Origin of the sequence: Nonomuraea sp. NPDC059023 (assembly GCF_042740095.1) — a bacterium.
GTDB lineage: Bacteria > Actinomycetota > Actinomycetes > Streptosporangiales > Streptosporangiaceae > Nonomuraea.
Genome location: NZ_JBHYIO010000013.1, coordinates 73781 through 88958 on the forward strand (window position 1 = coordinate 73781; position 15178 = coordinate 88958).

The following is a 15178-nucleotide window of genomic DNA, read 5'->3' on the forward strand; positions in this document are numbered from 1 at the left end:
TGAAGACCTACTAAAAATATCCACCATGAAGAAGGCCATGGTCCTCACCGCTGCCGCACTGGCACTCGCCGCGTGTGCCCCAGCGGGCAGTCAACAGCCGGTGCTCAGCGGGAAGAAGGAGGTCACCTTCCTCACGTTCGAGACGCCCAACCTGACCCCGCAGTACTGGGACGCGGCGATCAAGCGGGTCACCGACAAACATCCGGACATCACGGTGAAGAAGCTGGTGGCGCCCAGCGCCGGCGAGCGCAACGCCTACGCCAAGCAGCTCCTGGCCTCCGGGCAGCTGCCCGACGTCATGCAGGCCATCGCGCCGAGCGGGTTCGCCGAGAGTGGCAACCTCTACGCCTGGACCGACGAGGAGCTGAAGAACTACGACTTCCCCAGGTCGAACCCGCTGGGCGGGAAGATCTACCAGCTCCCCTACAACACCCAGCCGACGCCGCTGGTCTACTACAACAAGAAGCTGTTCGCCGACGCCGGCATCAGCGCGCCGCCCAAGACGTACGCCGACCTGCTCGACGTCGCCGGCAAGCTCAAGGACAAGGGCGTCAACCCGTTCGTCGTGGGCGGCGGCGGCAAGGACGCCTTCGCGGCCGGCTACCTCTGGATGGCCCTCGTCGGCTCGGACGTCTATGCCCGGCAGCCCGACTTCCTGCTCAAGCGGCGGGCCGGGCAGGTGCGGTTCGGCGACCCGCTCTTCGTGAAGGCGACGCGGAAGTTCGCCGACCTGGTCAAGCGGGGATACGTGGACAAGGCCGGGCTCAGCCGCGACTATCCCTCGACCGAGAAGGCGTTCCTCGACGGCAAGGGAGCCATGTACCCGATGGGTTCGTGGTTCGCCGCCTCCGCCGAGGCCGGTAAACCCTCCTTCGACGTCGGTGTCTTCGCCTGGCCGACCGACGACGGCAAGGTCGTGGTTCCCGCCTTCACCGGCGGCGGGCCGATCGTGAACGCCAAGTCCAAGAACCTCGACGCGGCCAGGACCTTCGCCCTGGAGTTCAACCAGAACGCCGACAACAACGCGGTGCTGGTCAAGACCGATGCCGCGATCATCGCCATCAAGGGCTACCGGCCGCCGCCGATGGGCCCGGTCTACAACGCCACCCTCGACGTGCTCAAGTCCGCGACCGTCGTCAACGCCTTCACCGTCGAGACGGGCGACGACGCGCTGCTGCCCGGGGTCGGCGACAAGGTCTTCGCCCTCGCCCAGGAGATCATCGCCGGCAAGACCGACGGCGACACGGCGGCCAAGGTCCTGGACGACGAGTGGGCCAAGGCGGGCGGCCAGTAGATGTTCCGCACCGCTCCGGCGGCCGCCCGCAGGGCGGCCGTCCCCTGGGACAGGCTGGCCTACCTGCTGAGCTTCGTCGCCCCGGGGCTGCTGATCTACGCCTGTTTCGTGCTGGCGCCGATCCTGCTCAGCCTCGGGTACAGCCTGACCAACGCCAACCTGTTCACTCCCACGGCCCGTTTCGTCGGCCTGGACAACTACCTGCGGCTGCTGACCGACTCGGGTTTCCTCACCTCGCTCAAGGTCACCACGATCCTCACGCTGATCATCGTGATCGTGCCGAACGTGGCCGGTGTCGGCGTCGCCGTCCTGCTGGACCGCAAGGGCTGGCTCTACAACGCGCTGCGCAGCGTGTTCTTCATCCCCGTGGTGCTCAGCTCGGTGGTGGTCAGCGTCGTCTGGATGGCGATGTTGCAGGACGAGGGCCTGGTCAACCGGCTGCTCGGCACCCGGATCGGCTGGCTGTCGGATCCCGATCTGGCGTTGTACTCGATCGGGATGATCATCAGCTGGCAGATGCTCGGCTTCTGCTCGGTCGTCTACCTGGCCGCGCTGCAGGGCGTGCCGCAGTCCCTGCACGAGGCCGCCTCGATCGACGGGGCGGGTCCGTGGACCCGCTTCCGCAAGGTGACCTGGCCGCTGCTGGCACCCGCGCTGACCACCAACACGGTCATGCTGCTGATCACCGGATTCAAGGCCTACGACCACATCCAGGTACTGACCGCGGGCGGTCCCGGCGTCGGCACCACCGCGACGGTGGCCTTCAACGTGATCCAGGTGGGCTTCACCGCCAACCGCACCGGCGAGTCGTCGGCCATGGCCGTCCTCATGCTGGTGATCATCACGATCGTCTCCGGCGTGGTGTTGCGGGTGCTCAACCGCCGGGAGGTGGACCTGTGATCCGCAAGGTGCTCGCGATCGGCGTGGCCGCCACCTTCTTCCTGCCGCTGTATCTGGTGGTCGCCAACGTGTTCAAGCACGGCCCGGACATCACGGCCGCCCCCGCGGCACTGCCAATCCCGCCCACGCTGGACAACCTCACCCAGGCGCTGACCCGCCCCGACGCCCTCTTCTGGAACGGCCTGATCAACAGCGTCACGGTGACGCTGCTGTCGATCGTGCTGCTGACGGTCGTCTCCGCGATGCTCGGCCACTACGTCTGCCGCACCCGCTCCCGCTTCGCGCGGGTCATGCTGCTGGTCCTGCTGGCCGGGCTGATGATCCCGCCGCAGGTGATCCTGGTGCCGGTGACCCAGGTGCTCAACCTGACCCACCTGATGGGCACGATCAGCGGGCTGGTGCTGTTCAACGTCGGCTACTACGTGCCGTTCGGCGTCTTCGTCTTCTCCGGCTTCATCCGGGCCATCCCGATCGAGCTGGAGCAGGCCGCCGCGATCGACGGCGCGGGCAGGTTCGGCACGTTCTGGCGGGTGGTCTTCCCCCTGCTGCGCCCGGCCACCGCGAGCGTGCTGATCTTCCTGGGCGTGTGGATCTGGAACGACTTCCTCAACCCGCTGATCATCCTCGGCCCGGCCGGTGGCACCACGGTCACCGTGGGCGTCTACCGGGCGCTCGGCCAGTTCCAGCGGGACTACGGCGGCATGTTCGGCCTGATGGTGCTCTCGGCGCTGCCCATCCTCATCTTCTATCTGCTGCTGCAAAAGCACTTCGTCAAGGGACTCACCGGGGGAGCGGTCAAAGGATGATCAACCTGAAGGACCATGCGGGGAAGCCGCTCGACCGGCCCGTCACGCTGGCCGTGGTCGGCGCGGGCGCCCGCGGCGCCGCCTACGCCGAGCTGGCCGCGCGCCATCCGGACAAGGCGCGGGTGATCGCCGTGGCCGAGCCGCGCGCCGCCGTCCGCGATCGATTCCGTGTACGGCACGCGCTCCCGCCCGACCGGATCTTCGACGACTGGCAGGCGATGGCCGCCCTGGGCCGCATCGCCGACGCGGTGATCATCGCCACCCTCGACGCCGACCATCTGGAGCCCACCGAGGTCTTCGCCGGGCAGGGCTACGACATCCTGCTGGAAAAGCCCATCGCCCCGGTCGAGGAGCAGGTCCTCGCGATCGGCGAGGCGGCCGCCAGGACGGGCGCCACGATCGCGGTCTGCCACGTCATGCGCTACACCCCCTACACCAGGACGTTGCGTGAGCTGCTCCCGCTGATCGGCGAGATCGTCAGTGTGGAGCACCTGGAACCGATCGGCTTCTACCACTTCGCGCACTCCTTCGTGCGCGGCAACTGGCGGCGTACCGACGAGACGGCCTTCGCCCTGCTGGCCAAGTCCTGCCACGACATCGACTGGCTGACGGCCGTGGTGGGCCGCAGGGTCACCAGGGTCTCCTCCTTCGGCGGGCTGAAGCACTTCACCGCGGCCAACCGGCCCGCCGGGGCGGCCGACCGGTGCCTGGACTGCCCGCTGCGCGACAGCTGCGCGTACTCGGCGGTCACGCTCTATCGCGACGGGCTGCGGCACGGCGGGACCAAGCAGTACTTCACCCGGGTCATGTCCGGCGGAGTGCTCACCGAGGAGGCCGTCACCCGGGCGCTGGCCGAGGGGCCGTACGGCAGGTGCGTCTATGCCAGCGACAACGACGTCGTCGATCACCAGGTGGTCGGGATGGAGTTCGAGGGCGGCGCCACGGCCTCGTTCACGATGACGGCCTTCACACCCCTGGAGAACCGCCACACCAAGATCTTCGGCACGCTCGGCCAGCTCACCGGCGACGGGCGGTTCATCCACGTCTATGACTTCGCATCCGAGCGGACCACCACCATCGACACCTCGCGCGGCGGATCCAACGCCGCCGAGGGCCACGCGGGCGGCGACGAGTCACTGATCGAATCCTTCGTCACCGCCCTGCACGAGGGCCGTCCCGAACTGATCCTCTCCGGCATCCAGGAGAGCGTCGACAGCCACCGGGTCGTCTTCGCCGCCGAACGTGCCCGCCGTCAAGGGCGGCTCGAACACCTCTGATCCCCCAGCAAGGAGAAGGTTCATGCGTCATTTCGGAAGGCTGGCCACCGCGGTGCTGGCGGCGGGAGCGCTGCCCCTGATCATGGCGGACGCCGCCGCCGCGACCGGCACCGGCCGCGCCGCGCCGGGCATCACCGCCGGCTACCTCAGCATCGAGCTCGACCGCACCGGCACCGTGACCGGCCTGCGGGACACCAGGACCGGCACCGACTACCTGGCGGCGGGCAAGTCCGCCTCCCTGGTCAGCCTGGTGGTCGACGGCAGGCAGGTACGGCCGACCCGGGTTCACCGGCGCGGGCACGACCGGCTGACCTTCAAGGGCGAGGGGTTCACGGTCGAGGTGAAGGTCGTGGCCAAGCCCGGCTACACCACCCTCACGGCGACCGACGTCCGCGCCGACGGAGACGTGCAGACCCTCCTGTGGGGCCCGCTGGCCACCTCCATCACGCGGACCATCGGCGAGACGGTCGGCGTGGTCCGCGACGAGGCCTTCGCCGTGGGCCTGCGGCCGCTGGCCGACCGGACCGAGGGCGCCTGGCCGCAGGAGTACCAGGAGCTCGGCTGGGAGAGCGAGGTCGCCGACAACCCCTCCGGCCTGCAGGTGGCGCCGCACGAGGAGTGGAGCGCGGCGGGCATGACCGGCTGGGGCTCGGTGCTGCGGGCCTTCACCTACGACTACACCAAGGAACGGCAGCGGCATAACCTCGGCGGCTATCCCATTCCGGTCGGCCCGCTGGCCGGCGACGAGGGAAAGGTCACCGGGTCGGAGATCGCGCTGTTCGGAGCGGCCCCGGAGCTCACGCCGACGGTCCTGGCGAACATCGCCAAGGGCGAGGGCCTGCCGTACCCCACGCAGAACGGCCAGTGGCAGAAGACGGCGCAGGCCAGCAGCCAGTCCTTCCTCGTTCTGAGCGACCTGCGGACGCACAACGTCCAGGAGGCGACCACGTACGCCAAGGCGGCCGGGATCGGCTACCTCTACTCGCTGCCCAACGCCGTGGGGCCGTGGAAGACGACCGGGCACTACCAGTTCGACGCGGGCATGGGCGGCGACGACGAGGGCGCGAAGCGGACCGTGGATCTGGCCAAGGCCGAGGGCGTACGGCTCGGCGTCCACACCATCTCCGATTTCATCAGCCTCGACGACCGCTACGTCCGGCCCGCGCCCGCCGACAGCAGGCTCGCCTCCGGCCAGCGTGCCCGGCTGACCCGCCCGCTGACGGCGGCCGACACCACCCTGTACGTCGACTCCGGCGCGCCGTTCGCCCCCGGCCTGCACTTCAAGGCGCTGCGGATCGGCGATGAGCTCCTCACCTACGGCGACGCGCGCCAGGACGGCGACGAGTGGGTCGTGAGCGGCCTGAAGCGGGCGCAGGCCGGCTCGCCGGCCACCTCCCACGCCGCCGGAGACCAGGCCGCCAGGATGATCATGAACTCGTACGCGGGGGCCATCGGCGGCCTCGGCATCATCGACGAGATCGCCACCCGCCTGGCCACGGCCTGGAACACCACCGGCATCATGTCCCACTCCTACGACGGCGTGGAGTCGGCCTCGGAGTCCGGATGGGGCAACTACGGCCAGGCCAGGCTGATCAACGGCAACTTCCGGCAGCTCAAGGCCAAGGACGGCTACATCACCGAGACCAGCCGTATGACCTCCAACACCTGGGACGCCCTCACCCGGGCGAGCTGGGGCGAGGTCGGCGTGACCAGCATGGACCAGGTCTTCGTCAACAACGCCTTCTACCGGGCCAACTTCCTGCCCGGCATGCTCGGCTGGATCAGCCTCAAGGGATCGGAGCCGCTGCTGAGCATCGAGGGCAAGCTGGCCCGCGGCGCCGGGCTGAACGCGGGGGCCGGGTTCCAGAGCTCGCTGTCCAGCCTCCGGTCCGGCGGCGAGAACGCCAAGAAGGTGCTCGACGCGATCAGCCAGTGGGAGACGGCGCGTAACCTCGGCGCCTTCACCGAGGAGCAGAAGACCCGCTTGCGCGACAAGAGCACCAACTGGCACCTCTCGGTCGTCACCGCCGGGCAGAAGTGGTCGCTGCAGGAGCTCGACGCGTCGGGCCGGCCCATCGGATCACCCCAGGAGGTCACCGTGCCGGCCCCGGCGCTGACCACCACCAGCCTGCCCGCCGCCACCCGTCACCGGCTCTACGCGGCACGACTCACCACCAACACCCCGGCCACGATCCGGTACGAGCTCACCGGCGGCGCCCTGCCCAAGGGACTGTCCCTCAACCAGGACACGGGCGGCATCATCGGCACGGCCCGGCACACCGGGAAGGCCACCTTCACCGTCACCGCCCACAGCACGGGCGGGCTTCCCCCCGCGAAGGCCGACTACGAACTGACCGTCCGCCGCTAGAGGGCGTCGTCGCGGGCGCCCCGGAAAGTGCAACAGCGCGGGGCGCAAAGTCCATGGAGTGGCGGGAGCGCATGGGGCACGGTGACTGATCAAGGGCTTCTGTGAGGAGGGAACCCGTGTTACCGTCCCGAACCTGGCGCCTCGGCGCCGCTGTCGCGCTCCTGCTGCCCATGGCATGGGTGGCCGCAGGCGCCGTACCGGCCTCGGCGGCGACCTACACGATCTCGGTGGGAAGCACCGGCACCTGGTCGCATCCGACCGACACGCCGGCCATGCCGTACATCGACAAGAACGGCACGTTCTACTTCCAGCAGTCCGCCGCGCTGTACGGCGCGACGCAGCCGAGATACTGGGACTTCTACACCGGGACCGACTTCGACACCGCGAGCCGGTCCGCGGCCATCAGCAACGCGGTGAACCCGGACAACCCCGCCGACCGGAACAACGACACGACGTGGCGGTGCAACAACAGCCCCACCGGCGTCGAATCCACCCCGGCGCCGCCCGGTTCCGGCTACTCCCAGAAGAACTTCTGCGGGCTGATCGGCCTGTGGGTCGATCCGGACACCGGACACTGGCACGGCCTGGTGCACAACGAGTTCACCCCGCAGCCGTTCGGCGACGGCCTGCACTACGACGCGATCGACTACGCCGTCTCCACCAACCAGGGCAGGACGTGGTCGATCACCGATCACGCGATCACCTCGCCGTTCAGCACCAGGCGCGGTGACACCGCCGCCTTCCCGCAGCAGACCTACCACTACGGCGACGGCGACCAGCGCCTGTACGCCGACACCGCCTCGGGGTACTTCTACGTCTACTACGGATCGCGCCTGGTGAACAAAGGCGGCGGCTGGGTGGCGTTCTACTCCCACGTGGCGCGGGCGCCGATGGCGGCGAAGATGGCTCCCGGCTCGTGGCAGAAGTGGTACGACGGCTCCTGGTCGCAGCCCGGCGTCGGTGGCAGGGAAAGCAACCTGGTGCCCGTCACCGCGGCCAACCCGAACGGTTACACCCCGGCGGACAAGGAGTACGACCCGAACAACACCGGGACCGTCAGCCAGCAGATCGCCGCCGGCAAGACCCCGCCGACCTCGCCGCTGTTCGTCATGAACATCACCTACAACGCCTACCTGGGCCTGTACATGGGCACCCCGCAGGCGGTCGACCAGTCCGGCAACGCGCCGCAGGACATCTACGTCACCGACGACCTGAGCACCGCCAAGTGGTACCTGGCCGGAAACACCGGCGGCTACCGGACCGCCTCCTGGTACCGGTGGTTCCTCGACGGCGCGAACAGGACCGGCGGCACGATCGTCGGCAAGTCCTTCCGGAACTACTGCTCGATCGCCTGCTCGGGCGGCCGCTCCGGCGAGTACGTCAACGTCACCATGACCTCGACCGCGCCGGTGACCTCACCGGTCGATCCGTCCAGGACGTACACCGTCTCCAGCGGCGCCGGACGCGTGCTCGCGCAGGCCGCGAGCGGCACGGGGACCGCCGCCGTCGCCCCCACCGGCTCGGCCCGCGAGGGCTGGCGCTTCACCGCCACCGGGGACGGCTCGTACCGCGTCACCAACGCCGCCACCGGGCAGGCACTCGGCGTCGATTCCACCGCCACCTCCACCCGCGCGTGGGGCACCAAGCCCACCGCGGCGGGCGGCGTCCCCACGGTCGGACAGCAGTGGTTCATCGTCGGCAACGGCTCGTTCCGCCTGGTCAACCGGCACAGCAACCTCGTACTCGGCCTGTCGGCCGACCCCGCCCGCTCGGCCGAGACCACGCCGGTGCGCCACTGGACGAACACGACCGGCAACCCGGTCGGCGGCACCCGCACCGCCGCCGAGCAGACCCTCACCTTCACCGGCACGGACACGCCGCCGGGCAACCTCGACGGCACCCGCACGCTGGTCGCCTCGGGCAAGGCGCTGGACAACCCGAACCACTCCACCAGCGCCGGCACCCAGGTCAACACCTGGACACCGAACGGCGGAGCCAACCAGAACTGGGTCTTCACCGCGCAGCCCGACGGCTCCTACCAGATCGTCAACGGCCACTCGCGGCTGTGCCTGGACGTCAGCGGAGGCTCCGTCAGCGCGGGCGCCAAGGTGATCCAGTGGACCTGCACGGGCGGCGGCAACCAGCGCTGGGTCGTCACCCCGGCTTCCGGCGGCGGCTACACGGTCGCCGCGCGGCACAGCGGGTTGCTGCTCACCACGGCATCGACCGCCGACGGCGCCCCGGTCACGCAGCAGAGCGGCGGCGGCTCGGCGCTGCAGCGCTGGACCATCAGCTAGGCCAGGTCGGCGACAGGCGCAGGCACCAGTCGACGTCCTTGTCGCCGAAGTCGAACTGCGCGAAGTGATCGAAGGCGCCCGCCGGCTCGCGCCCTTGGTGATCGAACCCGGGCCCGCTTGACCGCTCAGCATTACCGCTTTCGATTGGCTTTATCGCGAAATTTCGTGCCTTATCAAGCCTTGACCGCTCTTCTTGATCAAGAAATCATGCTGCGAGTAAGGTCGTTCGTCATCAGATACGGGGGTATTCAATGTCCGGTTTATCCAGAGCGGGCGTCACGGCGGGCCTGATCGTCGCGATGGTCGCGTTACCGGTCGGATCCGCGTCCGCCGATCCCGACGGCACACCGACGCTCACGCTGAACGCGGAATCCCAGCCCAAGCAGGACCGCCCGACACTTGCGGGGATCAAGCAGCAAGCGGCCCAGCGGGGCATCAGCCTTGAGCAGGCCGTGGCCGAGTACATCGCCACGACGGCCAGGACCCAGCGCTCCGCCTGGGCCAACCAGCCCGACGGTCCGGTCAGCATCCCGGACGTCATGATCGACGACATGCACGCCGCCGAGGTCGAGGACCTCGCGCGCATCGCGGCCTCCGAAGGCATCGGCCTGGCCGCGGCGATCGACGCGATAGCCTGGCAGGACGAGTTCGAGAAGGTGGCCGCCGAGCTCGAAACCGCGCTCCCGGGGGAGTTCGCGGGCGCGGTCAAAAACGACGACAGTGCCTGGTTCGCCTTCAAGGGAGACGTACCGGCCAAGGCCATCGAACTCGCCAAGACCCTGCCCGTGCGGGTCGAACTCGCCGGCGGGCGCGGCTTCTCCGAGACGGAACTGGCCGCGGCCTCCGACGCCACGCACCGGGCGGTGCTGGCCAATCCGGTGGTGGCCGACGCGTCCACCTCGTACGACGTCCGTACCGGCGCCATCCAGGTGGAGGCGCAGACCAAGACGCCCGCCAACGCGCAGGACCTCGCGCCCGCGCGGGCGCTGGCGGCCGGGATGCGGGTCGAGGTGACGATCGTCGGCAAGGCGAGCGAACCCGAGGACCAGTACATCCGCGGCGGCGGGACCCTGGGCACCTGCACGTCGGGCTTCAACCTGAAGTACATCACCAGCAACACCAAGCGGCACGGTACGGCGGGCCACTGCGGCCGCAGTACCGCGACCCGTACCTACTCCAACCACAGCGGCGACGGCGGCAGCACCTCCGTCAAGCGGGTGTGGTGGCACGTCGGTGGCTGGGGCGACCTGGCGTACTACACGACGGGCTCCAAGTCGCCGACCCGCACGTTCTACTACGACTGGAACAAGAAGCGTTACGCCGACAACCGCTCGGGCATGCCGTCGGTCGGCACGCGCATCTGCCACTTCGGCAAGAATTCCGGCGCCAGTTGCGCCAAGGTGGCGCGCAGGGACGTCTCCAGCGGCGTCCTGAGGCACATGGTCGTGATGGACAAGAACATCAGCACCGGCGGTGACTCCGGCGGGCCGTGGTACTACGGCGGCACCGCCTACGGCATCCACTTCGGGAAGATCGGCGGAGAGTCCGCCTTCACCCCGGCCTACCTGTACCAGAACCGCAGCTACGACGTCTGGCAACGGTGATCGCGAGCCCGCCGGCCCATCGGCCGGCGGGCCGTCCGGTGAACCACGGAGGCGGCCCGGCCCGTTACCTTCAGGCAAGGCCCACCGCAACCCGCCCTCTTGGAGGACGCACCGTGCGCTCCCTCGCCCTCGTCGCCATCCCCTTCCTGGCGATGGTGCTGGCCGCCTGCTCGGGCAACGGCCCGGTTCCCGCGGCGCAGCCCAGCCCGTTCACAGCCGTGGGCGAGGACCCCGCGATCGTGGTCCACGACCTGCCAGAGGCCCCCGACATGGAGGTGGGAGGCAGGCTCGGTTACGTCGCCGAAGGCCGCTGCCTCACCGTCACCGGCATGCGGGACGGGCGCAGCGTCACCTTCTCCCCCGTGTGGCCGGCCGGCACCCAGCCCCTGGTTCGGGACGGCAGGCGAGGGGTGAACGTGCCCGGCCTCGGACCGCTCCTGGACGGAGACACGGTCAGCGCCGCGGGTGACGAGTGGCCGGGCGACGATCAACGGCTGAAGAATCACCCTCCGTGTGGTGGGGCCGAAAGGTTCATGGTCTTCAACGCGGGCTCGTTCAAAGCCGGTTAGGGACGTCGCCGTCGAATATCTGCAGGTCGACCGTGGTCTGGGAAGGCCTCGTGCACGTGGACTACGCGACCCAGCGGCAGATGCCACGCCGACGTCATCCGCGCCCACGCCGGTGATCAGGTGTTGATCTCCAGGACCCAGGCGGAGACGTGATCGGGTCCGTGGGTGTAGATCAGGCGGAAGGTGTCGGTGCGGAGCTCGAGCGCGTCCGGGATGCCGCCGTACGGCGTCGCGCCGAGCGGTTCCGGGTCCTCGATCAGATCGAGCAGGGTGTCCGCGATGGCCGCACGCAGGCCGAGCGCCGCCTGACGCAGGATGTCGCGGACGGGAAGGTCGACGTGGAGCAGACGTTTCAAGAGCGCTCGCCGGGGGCGGGCAGGCCGAGGTCGGCGTACAGGGCGGCCCTGTCGTCGTATGTCACCATCTCGCGCTCGCCTCGGGCATGCGCGGCGATCGCCTCGGCAACGCGGCCGGCCTCCAGCTCCCGGCGGGCGCGCAGCAGTTCCTCGTAGTCCTCTTCGGAGATCAGGACGGCGCGCTCGGTCGTGGACCGGCGGATGGTGGTGGGCTGGTGACCGTGCACGGCTCGCGCGACGAGCGTGCCGAGCTGGCTCCGGGCTTCGGCGATGCCCAGCGGGTCGGTCGTGGCCATGGTGACTCTCCTGCCTCTACCCGGGCGGCTCCTGCGTTCCACCGTACGGCAAAGGTGTCCATCCTGCACAGCTTGTTCAACATGTACAACTTGTATGGGCTTCAGTCCCTGCCGACGGCGGCCGCCACCTGCAAGGTGCCGTCGCTCAGGTTGCGGGTCCGGAGCAGGCGGACGGGCTCGCCGTCCGAGGGCAGGAGGTTGAGCCGGACCTCGTCCACCAGCCCCTCCTCCAGAAACGCGGCGTACGTCGCGGCGCCGCCCGAAAGGAGCGCCGTGCCGTGCCCGAGGGCTTCGAGGTGGCGCAGCGCCTCGGCCGGGGAAGCGGCCACGTGCGCTCCCTCGGTGTCCTGCCGCCGTCTCGACAGCACGACGATGTCGACACCGGCGAGCTCCGGCGGTGCTGACATGAGCGCAAAAGTCCCCCGGCCCATGATGAGATTGCCCGCCTCGCGGGCGCCGTCCAGGAAGTCCTTGAGGATGGCGGGTGGAATGTGGTGGCCGCCTTCGGCGCGGTGAAGACTTCCGTCGGGGGTGATCGACGCGTAAAGGATCGTCCTCATGAGGGGGACCCTACTCTAGTTGGAGAGAACTTCCAACTATCTGGATCGACCGCCAGGCCAGCTCCGGCAGCACGGCCCGCGCCCAGGCCAGATCACCCTCACCGGTGGCCAGCATCCGCCGGCACGCGTCATGGCTCGGCCCGAGCAGGACCGTCTGCAGCTGCTCCGGCGTCCACTCCGGCAACTCCCCCGGCCCGGCGACCTGCGCCAGCCGCGCCATGACAGGCGCCAGCAGCCGCTGTTTCGCGTCGGCGAGCTCCGCTGCACGATCCGCCGCCAGCTCCAGCGCCATGGCCTGGTACATGAACCGGGCCTCCACCCGGTTCGCCTCCACCCACGCCAGGTGCGCGCCGACGAGGGCGCGCACCGCGTCGCGCGCGGTGGCCGAGGCGAGAACGTCCCTTTCCAGCTGAGCGCCGACCCGCTCGAACGTCCGGATCAGCAGCGACAGCGTCAGCTCGCCGAACCCGCCGAAGAGGTGGTAGACGCTCGACGGGCTCGCCCCGGCGGCGCGGCGGATGTCCTCGATCCCCGTGGCCAGCAGGCCCTGCCGGTCGAAACATTGCAACGCGGCATCCAGAATCTCGTTACGCCGCTGGATCCCATCACGCCTGGCCGCCCTCATCCTGCCGAGGTTACCCCGCAGGCGTGTCACCCCTGTGGCGCCCGAGCCGGCGCACGACCTTCCCGCGTACATGACTCAGCGCGAAGTAGCCGGCCTCGCGCGAGTCGTAGCTGTGCGCCGCGTTGTCTCCCAGCAGAAACACCATTCCCTCGGGTACGGCGTCGCGCCGTTGCGCGATGTGGTCACCCGGAAGTGCCGCGACGCGCTTGATGAGCCAGCAGGGGACGCCGACCGTGTCCTCGTGGTGGCCCTGGCGCCGAGGCATGGGGATCTCCCCGCGGATGACCACCAGATCGCCATTGTTCAGGCTGGCGGGCCTCGCCCTGCGTGCCAGGACGCGCTCTCCGGGGGCCAGCGTGGGCAACATGCTCTCGCCCGAAACGGTCACCAGCGTGAACGTCCGGCGCAGCCACGACACGCCCCCGGCCAGGCACAGGGCGGTGACCAGGATGACGATCACGACTCCGCTTCCGTGTATCCCTGAGACTGCATGCGGAACAGGCGGGCGTAGAGTCCTGCCCGCCTGATGAGTTCGTCGTGGGACCCCGACTCCCGGACACGGCCCTGGTCGATCACGATCAGCCGGTCGGCGTGCCGGACGGCTCCCAGCCGGTGGGAGATCAAAACGCAGCTCTGTCCCGCGCGCCGCCTTCGCAGCGTCTCGTGAACCTCGTACTCGGCCTCGGCGTCCAGGCCGGAACTGGGTTCGTCGAGGATCAGCAGGTCACGGTCATGGCGCAGGCAGGCTCGCGCGAGCGCCATGCGTTGCCACTGGCCTCCGGACAACGAGACGCCCGTGCCGTCCTCGGTGTTCTCCCCCTGGAAGAAGATCCTGGACAACATCGTCTCGTACCCGTGGGGAAGCGCGCGGATGAAGTCATCGGCGCCGGCCAGGCGGGCGGCGTTCACCACGTCGTCGGCGGCACTGCCCACGTCGGCTATCGAGACGTTCTCGGCGGCCGTCAGGTCGTAGCACATGAAGTCCTGGAACACCGCGCCGACGCGTTGGCGGAGCGCGGCGGGGTCGATGTCGCGCAGGTCCACGCCGTCCCAGGTGATGGCGCCTCGGGAGGGGTCGTAGAGCCTGAGGAGGAGCTTGATGATCGTCGACTTGCCCGCGCCGTTCCTGCCGACGATCGCGACGGAATCCCCGGCCGGCACGGTGAACGAGACGCCCTGGAGTACCCACGGCTGATGTTCTGCGTAGCGGAACCAGACGTCCTTGAAATCGATGCCGCCCCGCAGCGGGCGGACCGGTACGGGATCCTCCGGTATCGCCAGATCGCGCCCCGCGTTCAGGACGTCCACGTAGTGGCCGAACAGCAGAATCTGTCCATGGCAGCGGGCCAGATCCCTGACGAGGGCGACAACCGCGGCTTGGACGGCGGCGAGCGCGGCGATGACCAGCGAGACGTCACCGATGCTGATCCGGCCCGCGACGGCCGCGGAAACGGCCCACAAGAGGGCCCCTCCGCTGATCATCCCGGCGAGCCCGCCGATCGTGCACTGAATGAGGAGCTCTCTTCTGTCCACTCTCTCTTTCGCCGCATTGGCCTTGCGGCGCTCGGACAACATCCGGTGGCGCAGGAAGCGTCCGGCCCCGAAGAGCCGGATCTCCTTCGCCGCCTGAGCATCGGTGAGCAGCGTGGAGAGAAACAGTTCGCGGCGCTCTGTCGGGCCGATGCGCCAGGCCGTCTCGGCCTGCCATCGGGCGTGGCGAAGTTCGGCGGCGAGCGAGGGCAGGGCCGAGAGGAGAACGACGAGGGGCAGCCATGGCGTCAGCGAGAGCAGGACACCCAGCAGGCTCAGGCCGCTGAGCACCGAGCGCCCCATGCTGACGAAACCGATCACCACCAGTGCCGGAGTGGCGCCGCCGTGCTGCTGGGCCAGGCGCAGGCGGTCGGCGAACGCGGGGTCCTCGAAACGGGAGAGACCCACGAACTCCTCCGTCGCCCGGAACAGCCGATCCTGCGCCACCAGGCCGATCCGCCGTTCGGCCTCTCGCTGAAGGTACTGCCCCAGGTGCGGCAGCGTGGCTCCCAGGATTCCCATGGCGGCGAGGCCCACGATGACGGAGATCAGGTCCCGGAGGGGCCGCCCGGCGGCCGCACCGTCCAGGACCAGCTTCGTGAGCCAGGCGAGCGTCAAGGGGATGACGCCGCCGATCACCGCCAAGAGCCCCAGTCCGAGGGTCAGCCAGCGGGCCGCTCGCCAGGCCATGCCCAG

At 69.4% G+C, this 15178-nt stretch carries 14 protein-coding genes; 8 read left to right on the forward strand and 6 right to left on the reverse strand.

Features of this window, described 5'->3' with window-relative positions; genetic code table 11:
- Window positions 1-25 precede the first annotated feature (25 nt).
- The 8 genes from ACFWYW_RS22850 to ACFWYW_RS22885 all read left to right on the forward strand — a co-directional run bounded on the left by ACFWYW_RS22850 (window position 26) and on the right by ACFWYW_RS22885 (window position 11115).
- The gene (locus ACFWYW_RS22850; protein ID WP_379624130.1) at window positions 26-1294 is read left to right on the forward strand and encodes an ABC transporter substrate-binding protein; all 1269 of its coding nucleotides are present in this window, start codon (window positions 26-28) and stop codon (window positions 1292-1294) included.
- Entirely contained in the window at window positions 1295-2194 is a 900-nt protein-coding gene (locus tag ACFWYW_RS22855) for a carbohydrate ABC transporter permease (RefSeq protein ID WP_379624128.1), read from the forward strand. It begins immediately after the preceding gene.
- Window positions 2191-3000, forward strand: coding sequence for a carbohydrate ABC transporter permease (locus ACFWYW_RS22860; RefSeq protein ID WP_379624126.1), 810 nt, complete (start codon window positions 2191-2193; stop codon window positions 2998-3000). The genes ACFWYW_RS22855 and ACFWYW_RS22860 overlap by 4 nt, the downstream gene beginning before the upstream one ends.
- A complete protein-coding gene (locus ACFWYW_RS22865; RefSeq protein WP_379624124.1) occupies window positions 2997-4277 on the forward strand; it encodes a Gfo/Idh/MocA family protein in 1281 nt (426 codons plus the stop codon). The genes ACFWYW_RS22860 and ACFWYW_RS22865 overlap by 4 nt, the downstream gene beginning before the upstream one ends.
- 22 nt (window positions 4278-4299) lie before the next feature.
- The gene (locus tag ACFWYW_RS22870; protein WP_379624122.1) at window positions 4300-6645 is read left to right on the forward strand and encodes an Ig domain-containing protein; all 2346 of its coding nucleotides are present in this window, start codon (window positions 4300-4302) and stop codon (window positions 6643-6645) included.
- 116 nt (window positions 6646-6761) lie between these two features.
- Window positions 6762-8942, forward strand: coding sequence for an RICIN domain-containing protein (locus ACFWYW_RS22875; protein ID WP_379624120.1), 2181 nt, complete (start codon window positions 6762-6764; stop codon window positions 8940-8942).
- A 251-nt stretch (window positions 8943-9193) separates the two neighbouring features.
- Complete coding sequence (locus ACFWYW_RS22880) at window positions 9194-10546, forward strand: hypothetical protein (protein ID WP_379624118.1); 1353 nt, start codon at window positions 9194-9196, stop codon at window positions 10544-10546.
- A 113-nt stretch (window positions 10547-10659) separates the two neighbouring features.
- A complete protein-coding gene (locus ACFWYW_RS22885; protein WP_379612528.1) occupies window positions 10660-11115 on the forward strand; it encodes a hypothetical protein in 456 nt (151 codons plus the stop codon).
- 116 nt (window positions 11116-11231) lie between these two features.
- Here ACFWYW_RS22885 and ACFWYW_RS22890 read toward each other — a convergent pair whose 3' ends face one another.
- The 6 genes from ACFWYW_RS22890 to ACFWYW_RS22915 form a co-directional block, all read right to left on the reverse strand.
- Entirely contained in the window at window positions 11232-11471 is a 240-nt protein-coding gene (locus ACFWYW_RS22890; protein ID WP_379612529.1) for a hypothetical protein, read from the reverse strand.
- Window positions 11468-11767, reverse strand: coding sequence for a type II toxin-antitoxin system Phd/YefM family antitoxin (locus tag ACFWYW_RS22895; RefSeq protein ID WP_379612530.1), 300 nt, complete (start codon window positions 11765-11767; stop codon window positions 11468-11470). Before ACFWYW_RS22895 ends, ACFWYW_RS22890 begins: the two co-directional genes overlap by 4 nt.
- Window positions 11768-11868: 101 nt before the next feature.
- The gene (locus ACFWYW_RS22900; RefSeq protein ID WP_379612531.1) at window positions 11869-12327 is read right to left on the reverse strand and encodes a dihydrofolate reductase family protein; all 459 of its coding nucleotides are present in this window, start codon (window positions 12325-12327) and stop codon (window positions 11869-11871) included.
- Between the two features lie 10 nt (window positions 12328-12337).
- Complete coding sequence (locus ACFWYW_RS22905) at window positions 12338-12952, reverse strand: TetR/AcrR family transcriptional regulator (RefSeq protein WP_379612532.1); 615 nt, start codon at window positions 12950-12952, stop codon at window positions 12338-12340.
- Between the two features lie 10 nt (window positions 12953-12962).
- Entirely contained in the window at window positions 12963-13412 is a 450-nt protein-coding gene (locus ACFWYW_RS22910; protein ID WP_379612533.1) for a S26 family signal peptidase, read from the reverse strand.
- Window positions 13409-15172 carry an ABC transporter ATP-binding protein gene (locus ACFWYW_RS22915; protein WP_379612534.1) on the reverse strand — a complete coding sequence of 588 codons (1764 nt, stop codon included), beginning with the start codon at window positions 15170-15172 and terminating at the stop codon, window positions 13409-13411. Before ACFWYW_RS22915 ends, ACFWYW_RS22910 begins: the two co-directional genes overlap by 4 nt.
- Window positions 15173-15178 lie beyond the last annotated feature (6 nt).